This window comes from Streptomyces flavofungini, assembly GCF_030388665.1.
Classification (GTDB): Bacteria; Actinomycetota; Actinomycetes; order Streptomycetales; family Streptomycetaceae; genus Streptomyces; species Streptomyces flavofungini_A.
In genome coordinates, this window is the sequence record NZ_CP128846.1 from 7,000,439 (window position 1) to 7,015,237 (window position 14,799).

Here is a 14,799-nt window from a genome sequence, read left to right on the forward strand (position 1 = left end):
AACTGCTTGAACGTAGATTCAACCGTCCTGGAAGGGGGCCGCTCGCGTGAGTGTGCTCGACGAGATCATCGACGGAGTCCGTGCCGACCTCGCAGAGCGGCAGGCGCGCGTCAGCCTCGACGAGCTCAAGGACCGCGCCGCGAAGGCCCCCGCCGCCAAGGACGGGGTGGCCGCCCTGCGCGGCGACGGCGTCAAGGTCATCTGCGAGGTCAAGCGCTCCAGCCCGTCCAAGGGCGCGCTCGCCGCGATCGCCGACCCCGCGGGGCTCGCCGCCGACTACGAGGCCGGTGGCGCCGCCGCCATCTCCGTGCTCACCGAGGAGCGCCGCTTCGGCGGCTCGCTCGCCGACCTGGAGGCCGTGCGCGCCAAGGTCGACATCCCGGTGCTCCGCAAGGACTTCATCGTCACGTCGTACCAGCTGTGGGAGGCCCGGGCGTACGGCGCCGACCTCGCCCTGCTGATCGTCGCCGCCCTCGACCAGCCTGCCCTCGAGTCGCTGATCGAGCGCGCCGAGTCCATCGGCCTCACCCCGATCGTGGAGGTCCACGACGAGGACGAGGCCGAGCGGGCCGTCGACGCGGGCGCGAAGGTCATCGGCGTCAACGCGCGCGACCTGAAGACCCTCAAGGTCGACCGCGACACCTTCGAGCGGGTCGCGCCCGAGCTGCCCGACTCCGTCGTGAAGATCGCCGAGTCCGGGGTGCGCGGGCCGCACGACCTCATCGCCTACGCCAACGCCGGCGCCGACGCGGTGCTCGTCGGCGAGTCCCTCGTCACCGGCCGGGACCCGCGGGGCGCCGTGTCCGACCTCGTCGCCGCCGGGGCCCACCCGGCCCTGCGGCACGGCAGGAGCTGACCCGCACCGATGTCCGCCCACCTCTTCGCCGCCGCCGACCGCCCGGGCTCGCGCCCGGACGGCGGCCGCGTGTGCGTGCGGTCGGCTGCGCCCGTGGCCCCCTCGGTCCCGCCGGGGCCCGCGGGCCTCTCGGGTGCCCGTGACCCGTACGCCCGGCTTGCCCGTGGCTGTCGGCCGCGGGGGTGCAGGGCGCCCGCGCGGCGCGTGCACGGGCGCCGGGTCCGGTACGTCATCGGGGACGAGCCCGGGCAGGTCAACGGCATGCGATGGCGCCCGCGCGACGCGCGCCTGCGCCTTTGCCTGCGGCATCGCTAGCGGGGAGTTCGGTACCGCCGGGACTCGCCGGTGGGGGTTGCTCGCCGTGGCGGCGGATTCTTTCCTTCCCCAACCCCGCCCCTTCCCGAACCCGGGGGCTCCGCCCCCGGACCCCCGGGTGGGTGGGAGAACCCGGCCCCCGGGTGGGTGGGAGAACCTGCACCTGCGGGGTGGGCCCGTTCCCGCACCCGGGTCCCACAGTTACGGGTGGGCGGGTGGGGCGATCCGCCGCGCAGCGGCGGGACGGCTTCCGCACCCGCGCCCGGGGTCGAGGGCTCCCGCCGCACGGCGGTCCGCAGGGCCACCCGGGCCCCAGGGTCACGGGCGGGCGGGTGGGGCAATCCGCCGCGCAGCGGCGGGAACAGTTGCCGCCCCCACCCCCCCCGCCGGCCAGAGGCGCTCGCGCAATACGGTGACCGACAGTCCACCCCACATCACGCGAGGTTCCCCATGCCCAGCGAGTACTTCATCCCCGACCCGGAGGGTCGGATCCCGAGCGCCGAAGGGTACTTCGGCGCGTTCGGCGGCAAGTTCATCCCGGAGGCGCTCGTCGCCGCCGTCGACGAGGTGGCCGTCGAGTTCGACAAGGCGAAGGCGGACCCGGAGTTCGCCCGCGAGTTGGACGACCTGCTCGTGAACTACACGGGCCGCCCGAGCGCCCTCACGGAGGTGCCGAGGTTCGCCGAACACGCGGGCGGCGCCCGGGTGTTCCTCAAGCGGGAGGACCTGAACCACACCGGGTCCCACAAGATCAACAACGTGCTCGGGCAGGCGCTGCTCACCAAGCGCATGGGCAAGACCCGGGTCATCGCCGAGACGGGCGCGGGCCAGCACGGCGTCGCGACGGCCACGGCCTGCGCGCTGTTCGGGCTCGAGTGCACCATCTACATGGGTGAGATCGACACCCAGAGGCAGGCCCTCAACGTCGCCCGGATGCGCATGCTCGGCGCCGAGGTCATCGCCGTGAAGTCGGGCAGCCGCACGCTCAAGGACGCGATCAACGAGGCGTTCCGCGACTGGGTGGCCAACGTCGACCACACGCACTACCTGTTCGGCACCGTGGCGGGCCCGCACCCCTTCCCGGCCATGGTCCGCGACTTCCACCGCGTCATCGGCGTCGAGGCGCGGCGGCAGATCCTGGAGCGCGCCGGACGCCTGCCCGACGCGGCCGTCGCCTGCGTCGGCGGCGGCTCCAACGCGATCGGCCTGTTCCACGCGTTCGTCCCGGACGCGGACGTACGCCTCATCGGCTGCGAGCCCGCCGGGCACGGCGTGGAGACCGGCGAGCACGCCGCCACGCTGACCGCGGGCGAACCGGGGATCCTGCACGGCTCCCGCAGCTACGTACTCCAGGACGAGGAGGGCCAGATCATCGAGCCGTACTCGATCTCGGCCGGACTCGACTACCCGGGCATCGGCCCCGAGCACGCCTTCCTCAAGGACAGCGGCCGCGGCGAGTACCGCGCGGTGACCGACGCCGCCGCGATGGAGGCCCTGCGTCTGCTCTCGCGCACCGAGGGCATCATCCCGGCGATCGAGAGCGCGCACGCCCTCGCGGGCGCCCTGGAGGTCGGCAAGGAGCTGGGCAAGGACGGGCTGATCGTCGTCAACCTGTCGGGCCGGGGCGACAAGGACATGGACACCGCCGCCCGCTACTTCAACCTGTACGGCGTCGACGACACAGCCGCCGCCGTCGCGGCGGACGCGGCCGGCGCGCACGCCGAGATCGAGGGGGACGCCAAGTGAGCGGGAACATCCAGCTGTTGAACGACACCCTCGCCGCCGCCAAGGCCGAGGGCAGGTCGGCCCTGATCGCCTACCTCCCGGCGGGCTTCCCCACCGTGGACGGCGGCATCGAGGCCGTCAAGGCGGCCTTCGACGGCGGCGCCGACGTCGTCGAGGTCGGCCTGCCGCACAGCGACCCCGTCCTGGACGGGCCGGTCATCCAGACCGCCGACGACATCGCCCTGCGCGGCGGCGTGAAGATCGCCGACGTGTTCCGCACGGTGCGCGAGGCGCATGCGGCCACGGGCAAGCCGGTGCTCGTCATGACGTACTGGAACCCCATCGACCGCTACGGCGTGGAGCGCTTCACCGCCGAGCTCGCGCAGGCGGGCGGCGCGGGCTGCATCCTGCCCGACCTGCCGGTCCAGGAGTCGGCGCTGTGGCGCGAGCACGCGGCCGAGCACGACCTCGCGACCGTGTTCGTGGTGGCCCCGAGCAGCAAGGACGCCCGGCTCGCGACGATCACGGCGGCCGGTTCGGGCTTCGTGTACGCGGCCTCCCTGATGGGCGTCACCGGCACCCGCGTGTCCGTGGGCGCCCAGGCGCAGGACCTGGTGGAGCGCACCCGCGCCACCACCGACCTGCCGGTCTGCGTCGGCCTCGGCGTCTCGAACGCCGCGCAGGCCGCCGAGGTCGCGGGCTTCGCCGACGGCGTCATCGTCGGCTCGGCGTTCGTCCAGCGGATGCTGGACGCCGACGACGCGGCGGCCGGCATCACCGCGGTCCGTGAACTCGCCGGTGAACTGGCGAAGGGCGTACGCGAACACGCGTAATCCGTAAGGGTGGTCCTGGGACCGGGGAGGCCGCACGGGCCTCCCCGGTTCGTTTGCCCCGATGTGAGCGAGAAGAACCGAGAAGGTAAGCAATCGGCCCGTGAACGCCTCGCGGCGGAGCGGGAGCGACAGAAGGCGCGCGACAAGCGGCGCCGCACGCTCCTGGTCAGCGCCGCCGTCGTCGGCGTGCTCGGCCTGGCCGCGGTCGTCGGCGTCCTCGCGGCGGGCGCGGGCGACGACAAGAAGGACAAGGACACCGCGGGTCCCGTCGTCGTGCCCAAGGGCGCGAGCGGCGAGGACAAGCTGTCCATCCCGCTCGGCAAGGACAGCGCGAAGTCCACGCTCACGGTCTGGGAGGACTTCCGCTGCCCGGCCTGCAAGCAGTTCGAGGACATGTACCGCTCGACGATCAACGACCTCGCGGCCCGCGGCATGCTGAAGGTGAACTACCACCTCGCGACCCTCATCGACGGCAACATGGGTGGCAGTGGCTCCCTGCACGCCGCCAACGCCGCCGCCTGCGCCCAGGACCAGGGCAAGTTCGCTCCGTACCACGACGAGCTCTTCAAGAACCAGCCGCCGGAGCCCGACGACGCCTTCGCCGACAACGCCAAGCTGATCGAGCTGGCGGGCAAGGTCGACGGCCTTGTCACCGCCCCGTTCAAGAAGTGCGTGAACGACGGCACCCACAACAGCTGGGTCGGCAAGTCCCACGAGGCCTTCCAGAAGGCCAAGCTCCGCGGCACGCCCACGGTCCTGCTCGACGGCAAGGACATCTTCGGCGACCAGCAGAACCCGCTCACCCCCCAGAAGCTGAAGGCCATGGTGGAGAAGGCGAACCAGTAGCCGCGGAGCGGGGCGGCGGCTCGCCCGACCCGGGACGGGGACGTCCGCCCCGCCCCGGGCCCGCTGTCGCCGCTGTTTCCGGGGCCCGTTATGGACCCGTTGCGGGGCTGGCTGCCGTCGTCGCCGCTCGGCACGGTAGCGTCGACCCTGCCATGGAATTTGCCTATATCCCCAGCCCCTCGCGCGGAGTGGTCGATCTCGGCCCGATTCCGCTGCGCGGCTACGCGTTCTGCATCATCATCGGCGTCTTCGTTGCCGTGTGGCTCGGCAACAAGCGGTGGATCGCCCGCGGCGGCCGGCCGGGCACCGTGGCCGACATCTCCGTGTGGGCGGTGCCCTTCGGACTCGTCGGCGGCCGCCTCTACCACGTGATCACGGACTACCAGCTGTACTTCAGCGACGGCCGTGACTGGGTGGACGCCTTCAAGATCTGGGAGGGCGGGCTCGGCATCTGGGGCGCCGTCGCCTTCGGCGCCGTCGGCGCCTGGATCGGCTGTCGCCGCCGGGGCATCCCGCTGCCCGCGTGGGCCGACGCGCTGGCGCCCGGCATCGCCGTCGCCCAGGCCATCGGCCGCTGGGGGAACTGGTTCAACCAGGAGCTGTACGGCAAGAAGACCGACCTGCCGTGGGCCCTGAAGATCACCTCCGCGGAGGACGGCCGGGTCCCCGGCACCTACCACCCGACGTTCCTGTACGAGTCGCTGTGGTGCGTCGGCGTCGCGATCCTGGTCATCTGGGCCGACCGCCGTTTCAAGCTCGGCCACGGCCGCGCCTTCGCGCTGTACGTCGCGTCGTACTGCGTGGGCCGCTTCTGGATCGAGTACATGCGCGTCGACGACGCGCACGAGGTCCTCGGCCTGCGCCTGAACAACTGGACGGCGCTGCTCGTCTTCGTCCTGGCCGTCGTCTACTTCGTGGTGTCGGCGCGGACGCGGCCCGGCCGCGAGGAGATCGTCGAACCCGGCGCGGCGGAGGACAGGCAGCTGTCGGACACCGGTGACGCCGAGGAGGACGCCACCGAGGCCGGTGACGGCGCCGGTGGCGACACCAAGGCCCCGTCCCTGACCAAGCCGGAGAAGCCCACGGACGCGGCGGCCGACAAGGGCTGACGGGCCCCGCTACGGCCCGGTCCCGGCCAGGGCCAGCGTCCTGCGGGCCTGCTCCACCACCGCCCGGTCCACGAAGCGGCCGTCCGGGAGGGCCAGCGCGCCCTCCTCGGACGCCGCCGCCTTGAGCACCGCCTCGGCCTGCTCGATCTCCCGCGCGGTGGGCAGATAGGCACGCTCGATCACGGGGAGCTGGCGCGGGTGGATCGCCGCGCGGCCCAGGAAGCCCAGCGTGCGGCCGTGCGCGCAGGAGGCCGCGAGGCCGTCCGTGTCGCGGATGTCGGGGTGCACCGACTGCGGCGGCGCCGGGAGCGCCGCCGCCCGCGCGGCCACGATCACCCGCGAGCGCGCCCAGTCGAGCCCCGCGTCCTCGCGTACGCCCAGGTCGGCGCGGAGGTCGGCCTCCCCGATGGACACCCCGCGCAGGGCCGGGTGCGCGGTGGCGATGGCGTGGGCCCGCTCGATGCCGAGGGCGGACTCCAGGAGGGCGTGCAGGGCGGGCGCCCCGCCGTCGTGCGGCGCCGCCCGCTCCGCCGCGCGGATCACCTCGGCCGGTGAGGTGACCTTGGGCAGCCGCAGTCCGGCGAGGCCGGGCAGCGGGGCGATCGCCTTCAGGTCCGCGTCGGACAGCGGGGTGCCGAGCGCGTTCACGCGCACCTGGACCGAAGGGCGCGCGGGGCCCGCGGCGCCGGGCGGTGGCGGCGGCTCGGCGAGGAGTTCCGCGGTGGCCGCCCGCGCGTACTCCTTGCGGGCCGGCGCCACCGCGTCCTCCAGGTCGACCACCACCACGTCCGCGCCCGCCACGAGCGCCTTCGCCACCACGTCGGGCCGGTCCCCGGGGACGTACAGCCAGGTCAGCGGGATCGGTCTCATACGGCGCCCGCCTCGCGCAGCGAGGTGATCTCGTCGCCGGTGAGGCCGAGATCGGTGAGGACCGCGTCGGTGTCGGCGCCGTGCGAGCGGCCCGCCCAGCGGATGGCGCCGGGGGTCTCGCTGAGGCGGAACAGCACGTTCTGCATGCGCAGGTCACCCAGCTCCGGGTCGTCGCGGACGGTGGTGATGGTGCCGAGGGCCGCGTACTGGGGATCGGTCATGACGTCGCGCACGTCCTGGATCGGGGCCACCGCGGCCTCCGCCTTCTCGAACGCCTCGATCACCTCGGCGCGGGTGCGGTCACCGATCCACGCCCCGACCGCCTCGTCCAGGACGTCCGCGTGGGCGGCGCGCCCCGTGCCGGAGCCGAACCACGGCTCGGCGGCCAGGTCGGGGCGGCCCACCAGGCACAGCACGCGCTCGGCGATCGACTGGGCGGAGGTGGAGACGGCGACCCACTTGCCGTCCGCCGTGCGGTAGGTGTTGCGGGGCGCGTTGTTCGCGGAGCGGTTGCCGGTGCGCGGCTGTACGTGGCCGAGCTGGTCGTACCAGAGGGGCTGCGGGCCGAGCACCGTGAGGATCGGCTCGATGATCGCCATGTCGACGACCTGGCCGCGGCCCGTGCTCTCGCGCGCCGCGAGCGCGGTCATGACCGCGTACGCCGTCGCCAGGCCCGCGATGGAGTCCGCGAGGCCGAACGGCGGCAGCGTCGGCGGCCCGTCCGGCTCCCCGGTGGCCGCGGCGAACCCGCACATCGCCTCCGCGAGAGTGCCGAATCCGGGGCGGCGCGCGTACGGCCCGAACTGGCCGAAGCCGGTGACGCGGGCCAGGACGAGGCGCGGGTTCACGGCGCTCAGCTCCGGCCAGCCGAGGTCCCACTTCTCCAGGGTGCCGGGGCGGAAGTTCTCGACGACCACGTCCGCCTCGGCGGCCAGGCGGAGCAGCGTGGCGCGGCCGCCCGGGGTGGAGAGGTCGAGGGTCATCGTGCGCTTGTTGCGGCCGAGCAGCTTCCACCACAGGCCGACGCCGTCCTTCGAGGGGCCGTGCCCCCGGGACGGGTCGGGCCGTGTGGGGTGCTCGACCTTGACGACGTCCGCGCCGAAGTCGCCGAGGAGGGTGGCGGCGAGGGGACCGGCGAAGAGGGTGGCCAGGTCGAGGACGCGCAGTCCCGTCAGGGGTGGTGGTGAGGGCGGGGGCGCAGTCGGGGGCGTCGCGGTGGTCATGTCGTCGCTCCCGCCTCGGTGTCGATCTCCGCGCGGTACGGCATGGAGGTCGCCGCGCCCGGCCTCTGCACGGAGAGCGCGGCCGCCGTCGACGCCCAACTCAGCGCCTCCGGAAGGGAGCTGCCCTCGCAGAGCGCCACCGCGAGCGCGCCCGCGAAGGTGTCTCCCGCGCCCGTCGTGTCCACCGCCGCGACCCGCCGCGCGGGCACCGTGACGGGCTCGGCGCCCCGGGCCGCGTACAGGCTGCCCGCCGCGCCGAGCGTCACCACGACCTCCGGGACCTGGGAGAGGAGCGCCTGGGCCGCCGCGGCCGGGTCGGTGATGCCGGTGAGGGCGGCGGCCTCGTGCTCGTTGGGGAGCAACAGGTCGGTGACGGCGAGGAGTTCGGGCGGCAGGGGCTGGGCCGGGGCCGGGGTGAGGATGGTGCGCACGCCGTGTTCGCGGGCGGCCCGCGCGGCGGCGAGGACGCCCTCCAGCGGGACCTCCAGCTGGAGCAGGAGCGCGGCGGCGGAGGCGATCTCGGCCCTGTCGCCCGCGGAGAGCGTGGTGAGCGTGGCGTTCGCGCCGGGGATGACGACGATCGCGTTGCCGCCGTCGTCGTCCACGACGATGTGCGCCGTGCCGCTCGGGCCCTCGACGGTGCGCAGCAGGTCGGTGTCCACGCCCGAGTGGTCGAGGGCGGACCGCAGTCGGGAGCCGAAGACGTCGTTGCCGACCGCGCCGATCATCGCGACGGTGGCGCCCGCTCGGGCCGCGGCGACGGCCTGGTTGGCGCCCTTGCCGCCGGGGACGGTGCGGAACTCGCGGCCGGTGACGGTCTCCCCGCGCTGCGGGGCCCTGGCCACGTACGCGACGAGGTCCATGTTGGTGCTGCCGAGGACGGCGATGTGGGGACGGGTCATGGGCGGGGTGCCTCCTGGGGGGTGGGGTCGGCGGTAGGCGGCGCGGGTGCGGTGGTCAGGCGGGCCGTGAGCGCCGCGAGGGTGTCGAAGCCGGTGCCGTGGAAGCCGCCCACCGAGGTCGCGAGCCGGTTCCTGAGCGGCGCCGTCCAGCGTTCGGGGAGCGCGTCCGGGCGGCCGGCCAGCAGACCCGCGACCGAGCCCGCCGTCGCCCCGTTGGAGTCCGTGTCCCAGCCGCCCGACACCACGCGCGTGATGGAGGCGGTGAAGTCGCCGTCGGCGTGCGTGAGGGCGGCCGCGAGCAGCGCCGCGTTCGGGACGACGTGGACCCAGTGGTAGCCGCCGAACTCCGCGTGCAGCCGGTCCACCACCGCGTCGAAGTCCCGGTGCTCCCCGGCGAGCCGGATGCCGCGGCGGACCGCCCCGGCGAGGCGCGAGTCCGGCGGGACCGCGTCGAGGCCCGCCGCCAGGCTCGCGTGCACGTCGGCCGTGCCGGACGCCGCCGTCGCGACCGTCGCCGCCGCGAACATCGCCCCGTACACGCCGTTCCCCGTGTGCGTCAGGCACGCGTCCCGGTACGCCTGCTCGGCCGCCGCGTCCGGGTCGCCCGGGTTCGTCCAGCCGTGCACGTCCGCCCTGATCAGGGCGCCGATCCACTCGCGGAACGGGTTGTGGTGGCGGGCCGTTCGCGGCGGCGGTACGCCGTTCAGGAGGTTGCGGTACGCCACGCGTTCCGCCGTGAACGTCCTCGCGGCCGGCAGTTCCTCCAGCCACAGCGCGGCCACGTCGTGCGTCGTGAACGCCTTGCCGTGGCGCTGGAGAAGCAGCAGGTTCAGGAGGGGGTAGTTGAGGTCGTCGTCCTCCGGCATGCCGTCGATGTTCTCGGCGAGGGAGGTCGGGGCGGAGCGTCTGTTCCAGGGGTACGTGGTGAGGAGTTCCCGTGGGACGTCTCTTGCCGTGAACCAGGTGGTCAGGGGCCAGTTGCCGGTGGCTTTCGCGAGGGCGCGGATGCCTTCCAGGGGGAGCTTCTCGACCGGCTTGCCGAGGAGGCAGCCTGCGGCTCTGCCCAGCCAGGCGGCGTGGACGCGGGGCTGGTGCCCTGCCGGGGGCTCCCCGGGCCCGCCCCTTCCCGAACCGGGGGCTGCCGCCCCCGGGCCCCCGCTTGTCGGCGCTTCGCGCCTCGTCCTCAAGCGCCGGACGGGCTGGGGATGTGCCGGTGCGGTCTCGTCTTCCAGGTCCTGTCCGAGTTCGGTCAATAGATCTTCCGCAAGGGCCCGTAGCTGTGGCGAGGCCCGGGTCGGGGACGCGCCCGACCGGGGTGGGGCGGCGCAGCCGCCCGCTGCCAGCCAGCGGGTGACTGCCTCGGTGACGTCCCGGCCCTCCTCCTCCGCCTGGCGGAACTCGTGCGGGAGGAGGTCCTCGGGCTGGAGCCAGGTCAGGCGCATCATTCGACCGCGTCCGTCAGGGCCGTGAACGCCGACTCGTGGGTGCGGCGGCGGGCGCGGTCCTTGGTGAAGATCTCCCGGGCGACTTCCGTGAGGGCGCGGGCGGGGGCGTGGAGGTCGAGGCGGCTTGCCTCGGCGACCGTCGCCGACCAGTCCTCGGGGACGGGGGACGCGCCGTGCAGGGCGCCGGCGATCGCGCCGCTCATCGTCGCGGTCGAGTCGCAGTCGCGCCCGTAGTTCACCGAGCCGAGGACCGCCTGGCGGTAGTCGCCGTCGGCGATCAGGAGCATGGCCAGGGCGACGGGCAGCTCCTCGATGGCGTGCAGGCGGGAGGGGCGGCGGGCGCCGAGGGAGGGGGCGCGGTAGTCGGGGCCGACCGTGTCGAAGGGGGCGACGGCCGCCCGGACCGGGGCGAGGGCGGGCTCGAACTCGTCGTACCCGGACGCCACTTCGGCCACCGCCTCGATCGCCGCGCGCGTGCCGTCCTTCGCCAGGGCGAGGCAGGTGTCGACGACCGACGTGGGCGTCGCGCCGGGGACGCAGGCCGCCGCCACCGCCGCCGCGAAGACCCCGGCCGCCTCCCTGCCGTACGACGACTGGTGGGCGCCCGCGACGTCCAGGGCCTCGGCGTACGCGCCCGCCGGGTTCGCCGCGTTGACCAGGCCGACCGGCGCCATGTACATCGCGGCACCGCAGTTGACGATGTTGCCCGCGCCCGCCTCGCGCGGGTCGACGTGGCCGTAGTGGAGGCGGGCCACGAGCCACTTCTCGGCGAGGAAGAGGCGGTGCAGGGGGAGGGCGTCGGCTTCGAGTTCGGGGATCCAGCGGGGGGTCGTGATCAGGTCGGGGACCAGATGGTCGGCGATCGCGTACGCGTCGAGGTGGTCGCGGACCGTGGCGTACACGCGGATCAGCGCGTGCGTCAGCAAGGTGTCGTCGGTGATGTGGCCGTCGCCCTTGTGGTACGGGGCCACGGGGCGGGCCGTGCGCCAGTCGTCCCCGTGCCAGGGTCCGACGACGCCCCGGACGCGGCCGCCGTGGCGCTCGGTGATCTGGTCGGGGGAGTAGCCCTCGACGGGGCCGCCGAGGGCGTCACCGACCGCCGCGCCGACCAGGGCGCCCGTCACGCGGTCGGTGAGGGTCAGCGTCGGCCGGCTCGCCCGGGAGCTCCCCGGTGTCGGATCCAGTGGTGGCATGTCCCGAGTCCTCCTGTGGGGTGGGTGGTTCGGTGTGCGCCCGCGCCAACTGCCCGGCCAGCTCCACCAGATCGGTGCCCGCGAGGCGCGGCAGGGCACAGCCGGAGAGGGTGCGGCAGGTCTCCCGCCACGTGTACGGGATGGCGCTGGCCGTGGCCAGGGCGCCGGTCAGCGCGCCGGTGAGGGCGGGCGCGGAGTCCGCCACGCGGGACAGGCAGGCCGCCGCGGGCACCGCCTCGCGGATCCGGCCGCCGGAGGCGACGGCCAGGGCCAGGGCCACCGGGACGGTCTCGGCGGCGGCGATGCCGTAGCTGTAGACGTGGTCGACGATCTGGTGCTCCAGGAGCGGGACCAGGGCGAAGGTGGCGTCGCCGCGGTGCGGGTGCGGTGCGCAGTCGCGGGCCAGGCGCAGGGCGTGGCGGGCGTTGCGGCCGATCTCCGTGTGCGCGGGAAGCTGGGCGAGGGCCGCCGCCGCGGCCTCCTCGGGGGACGTGCCCGCGAGCGCGGTCGCGATCGCCGCGGCCATCGCGCGGGCGCCGTGCACGCCGTCGCCGTCCTGGGTGTAGCGGGCGTCGAACTCGGCCAGGTCGGCGGCCCGTTCGGGATCTCCGGGGTGGACCAGGGCGAGGACGCAGGCGCGTACGCAGGCGGCGTCGTCGAAGAAGTGCGGGTTGTCGTGGCCGGTGGCGGGTGGGTGCAGGCCCGCGGCCAGGTTGCCGAGGCCCGCGCGTACGGAGATGCGGGCGCGCAGGGGGAGCACGGCGGACTCCACCTCCGGGGCGCGGGCCGCTGCCGCGGCCACCTCGCTGGCCAGGGTGTTCCAGGCCAGGGCGAGGGTCGCGCGGGTGCGGCGGTCCCTGCTGAGGGTGCGGTCCAGGGTGCCGTCCGTCGCCTTCAGGACCGCCTCGGCGGTGAAGGCCGCCCACTCCGCGTCGTCCGAGGGGCCGAGGCGGAGGGGCTCGGGGGGCTGGTTCAGGGCGATGGGGACGGGGAGGGTGGTGGTCGCGTTGTGTTCGGCGAAGGTGTCCAGTTCGCGGGTGAGGCGGCGGGTCCAGGTGGGCATTCTCGCGGCGCGGTGGCGGGCCGAGGGCCAGCCCGCGGCGTCGCCTGCGGCCAGGCCCAGGAGGAGGCCTTCGGCGCGGTGCCTTGTCCCGGGGGGACATGGGTGGCCCGGCGCTGGGGCTGAGGTCAGGTCGAGTGCGTCGCGCGGCGCCGCGTGGTCCGCTGTGCCCACCCTTCCCCGGGCTCTCGGCTCCGCTCGCGCGGGGGATGCCCCTATCGCCCTCTGGGCGGACCAGCTGCCCACAGCGGGGGCGGGCGAGCCGCCTGCAGCGGGAGTGGGCGAGTCACCTGCAGCGGGGGCGGGCGAGCCGCCTGCAGCGGGGGACGCGGGTTTCATCATTCTTCCCCGTCCGGTGTGAGCAACTCCGCGATGTCCAGGACGTGATGGCCCCGCATCGAAGGCAGGCAGGTGCCGCGGGCCGGGCCGATGGGGGTGGACCAGGTCGGGGGGATCGCTGTCGCGCCGCAGGTCGCGCCTGCCAGGGCGCCCGCGACCGCAGCCGTGGTGTCGGCGTCGCGGCCCATGTTCACCGCCGTGAGGACCGCCGTCGCGAAGTCGCCCCCGGCGGCCGCGTACGCGCCGAAGGCCAGGCCGACCGCCTCGGGGGCGAGGTCCGTCCACGGGTAGCCGCCGATGACGACCGCCGAGCGGACCGCGCGTTCGCCGCGGTGGGCGACGGCGACGGCGCGGCGCAGTGAGCGGGCGGTCCAACTGTCGGAGGGGATGACGGACAGGGCCGCCGCGACCACCGACTCCACCGGCGCGCCCGCCATCGCCGCCGCCACGCCCGCCGCCACCGCCCGGCCGCCGTGGATGCCCTCGCCCTCGTGGCTGACGGTGCCGTCGACGGCGACGAGGCGGGCCGCCTCGGCGGGGGCGCCCGCGGCGAAGACGCCGAAGGGGGCGGCGCGCATCGCCAGGCCGTCGCTCCAGGCGTGCCGGTGCTGTGCGGAGATGGGCGCGGCGAGGCCGCGGCGCAGGTTCTCCAGGGTGCCGCGTTCGCTGAACCCCGCGCCGCGGAACGGGCCTTCGTCGAGGTCGGCGATCCACTGGTGCCAGGCCGCCTCGACGTGCGCGACGGTGAGCGCGGAGCCGTGCCGGGCGAGCAGGAGCCCGGAGAAGATGGCGTACTCGGTGTCGTCCGTGCCCGCAGGATGCTCGACCACGTACCCCGTGATGCGGCCCCAGCGGCGCCGGATCTCGGAGGGCAACATGTTCTCCGCGGGCGCGCCGAGCGCGTCGCCGACGGCGAGGCCGAGCATCGCCCCGCGGGCCCGCTCGCGCAGTCCGCCGGCGTCACCGGGGGCCGGGACCGAGGGAACACATGCGACCGATGCCATGCCGTGCCTCCCTGTCACGCTGACTGCCGGGTTGCAGTGCGTTGGACCATCCCTGCCACGCGACGGCACTCATGTGAGCATCCGTGCGCTCAGCGTCACCCCTTCGGCATGCCGGGGGCGTCGTGCGAGGGGGGCCGTGGGAGGGGTCGCCGAGGCGCGTTTTCGCAGGTAAGTACGGCCTTCCTTGCTGGCGGGCAAGATTTTTCGCGCGTACTTTCGAGGGTGTCCGAGGGGGAGGGGCCGGAGCCGGAGTGCTCTGTACCGGGGTGACGTGTGCCCCCGTCCACGTGTGTGCCCCCATTCGAGTGGGAGGAGCTGTTTTCCGTCATGGCGATCATTGAGGCCGAGGCCCCGCTGCACGAGGCGCACCGGGACAACCACACCCACCGCGATGTCAACGGCGGCTGGCTGCGCCCCGCCGTCTTCGGCGCCATGGACGGTCTGGTGTCCAACCTGGCCCTGATGACCGGTGTCGCGGGCGGGGCGGTGTCGCGGGAGACCATCGTCATCACCGGCCTCGCGGGGCTCGCGGCCGGCGCGTTCTCGATGGCCGCGGGCGAGTACACCTCCGTCGCCTCGCAGCGCGAGCTGGTCGAGGCCGAACTGGACGTGGAGCGACGGGAGTTGCGCAAGCACCCCCAGGACGAGGAGCGGGAGCTCGCCGCGCTGTACGTGTCGCGCGGCGTCGAGCCGAAGCTCGCCGGTGAGGTCGCCCGGCAGCTGTCCAAGGACCCCGAGCAGGCCCTGGAGATCCACGCCCGCGAGGAGCTGGGCATCGACCCGGGGGATCTGCCCTCGCCCCTCGTAGCCGCGGTGTCTTCCTTCGGCGCCTTCGCGCTGGGCGCGCTGCTGCCCGTACTGCCGTATCTGCTCGGGGCCAGTGCCCTGTGGCCCGCGCTGGTCCTCGCGCTGGTCGGGCTCTTCGCGTGCGGTGCGGTCGTGGCGAAGGTGACCGCGCGGTCGTGGTGGTTCAGCGGGCTGCGGCAGTTGGCTCTGGGAGGCGCGGCCGCGGGTGTGACGTACGCCCTGGGCAGCCTGTTCGGAACGGCCGTAGGATAGGCGGCCGTGCAGGTGTATGC

Annotated in this window: 14 protein-coding genes; 7 read left to right on the top strand and 7 right to left on the bottom strand. The window is 74.5% G+C overall.

Annotated elements, in window-relative coordinates:
• Window positions 1–46: 46 nt before the first annotated feature.
• The 6 genes from trpC (at window position 47) to lgt (ending at window position 5,684) form a co-directional block, all read left to right on the top strand.
• Window positions 47–856, top strand: a complete 810-nt coding sequence (gene trpC / locus QUY26_RS29960; RefSeq protein WP_289952048.1) for an indole-3-glycerol phosphate synthase TrpC — start codon at window positions 47–49, stop codon at window positions 854–856.
• A 93-nt stretch (window positions 857–949) separates the two neighbouring features.
• A complete protein-coding gene (trpM, locus tag QUY26_RS41225) occupies window positions 950–1,171 on the top strand; it encodes a tryptophan biosynthesis modulator TrpM (RefSeq protein WP_436840538.1) in 222 nt (73 codons plus the stop codon).
• 450 nt (window positions 1,172–1,621) lie between these two features.
• The gene (trpB, locus tag QUY26_RS29965; RefSeq protein WP_289952050.1) at window positions 1,622–2,917 is read left to right on the top strand and encodes a tryptophan synthase subunit beta; all 1,296 of its coding nucleotides are present in this window, start codon (window positions 1,622–1,624) and stop codon (window positions 2,915–2,917) included.
• Window positions 2,914–3,729, top strand: a complete 816-nt coding sequence (trpA, locus tag QUY26_RS29970; RefSeq protein WP_289952051.1) for a tryptophan synthase subunit alpha — start codon at window positions 2,914–2,916, stop codon at window positions 3,727–3,729. The genes trpB and trpA overlap by 4 nt, the downstream gene beginning before the upstream one ends.
• 63 nt (window positions 3,730–3,792) lie before the next feature.
• Window positions 3,793–4,575: a DsbA family protein gene (locus tag QUY26_RS29975; protein WP_289952052.1), complete on the top strand. Its 783-nt coding sequence runs from the start codon at window positions 3,793–3,795 to the stop codon at window positions 4,573–4,575.
• A gap of 152 nt (window positions 4,576–4,727) precedes the next feature.
• Window positions 4,728–5,684, top strand: coding sequence for a prolipoprotein diacylglyceryl transferase (gene lgt, locus QUY26_RS29980; protein WP_289952053.1), 957 nt, complete (start codon window positions 4,728–4,730; stop codon window positions 5,682–5,684).
• Window positions 5,685–5,693: 9 nt separating this feature from the next.
• Here lgt and QUY26_RS29985 read toward each other — a convergent pair whose 3' ends face one another.
• From QUY26_RS29985 to QUY26_RS30015, 7 genes are read right to left on the bottom strand one after another with little or no spacing between them, the layout of a single operon-like run.
• On the bottom strand, window positions 5,694–6,554 hold the full coding sequence (locus QUY26_RS29985) for an HpcH/HpaI aldolase/citrate lyase family protein (RefSeq protein WP_289952056.1): 861 nt from the start codon (window positions 6,552–6,554) through the stop codon (window positions 5,694–5,696).
• Window positions 6,551–7,777, bottom strand: coding sequence for a CaiB/BaiF CoA transferase family protein (locus QUY26_RS29990; RefSeq protein WP_289952058.1), 1,227 nt, complete (start codon window positions 7,775–7,777; stop codon window positions 6,551–6,553). The genes QUY26_RS29985 and QUY26_RS29990 overlap by 4 nt, the downstream gene beginning before the upstream one ends.
• Window positions 7,774–8,679 (bottom strand): ribokinase, encoded by a 906-nt coding sequence (gene rbsK / locus QUY26_RS29995; protein ID WP_289952059.1) that lies wholly within the window; start codon window positions 8,677–8,679, stop codon window positions 7,774–7,776. The genes QUY26_RS29990 and rbsK overlap by 4 nt, the downstream gene beginning before the upstream one ends.
• Window positions 8,676–10,124, bottom strand: a complete 1,449-nt coding sequence (locus QUY26_RS30000; protein ID WP_289952061.1) for an ADP-ribosylglycohydrolase family protein — start codon at window positions 10,122–10,124, stop codon at window positions 8,676–8,678. Before QUY26_RS30000 ends, rbsK begins: the two co-directional genes overlap by 4 nt.
• A complete protein-coding gene (locus QUY26_RS30005; protein WP_289952062.1) occupies window positions 10,121–11,317 on the bottom strand; it encodes an ADP-ribosylglycohydrolase family protein in 1,197 nt (398 codons plus the stop codon). Before QUY26_RS30005 ends, QUY26_RS30000 begins: the two co-directional genes overlap by 4 nt.
• Window positions 11,214–12,719 carry an ADP-ribosylglycohydrolase family protein gene (locus QUY26_RS30010; RefSeq protein WP_436840430.1) on the bottom strand — a complete coding sequence of 502 codons (1,506 nt, stop codon included), beginning with the start codon at window positions 12,717–12,719 and terminating at the stop codon, window positions 11,214–11,216. Before QUY26_RS30010 ends, QUY26_RS30005 begins: the two co-directional genes overlap by 104 nt.
• Window positions 12,716–13,720 (bottom strand): ADP-ribosylglycohydrolase family protein, encoded by a 1,005-nt coding sequence (locus QUY26_RS30015; protein ID WP_289952067.1) that lies wholly within the window; start codon window positions 13,718–13,720, stop codon window positions 12,716–12,718. Before QUY26_RS30015 ends, QUY26_RS30010 begins: the two co-directional genes overlap by 4 nt.
• Window positions 13,721–14,047: 327 nt before the next feature.
• Between QUY26_RS30015 and QUY26_RS30020 the strand changes: the two genes are divergently transcribed.
• Entirely contained in the window at window positions 14,048–14,779 is a 732-nt protein-coding gene (locus QUY26_RS30020; RefSeq protein ID WP_289952070.1) for a VIT1/CCC1 transporter family protein, read from the top strand.
• The last annotated feature ends 20 nt before the right edge of the window (window positions 14,780–14,799 follow it).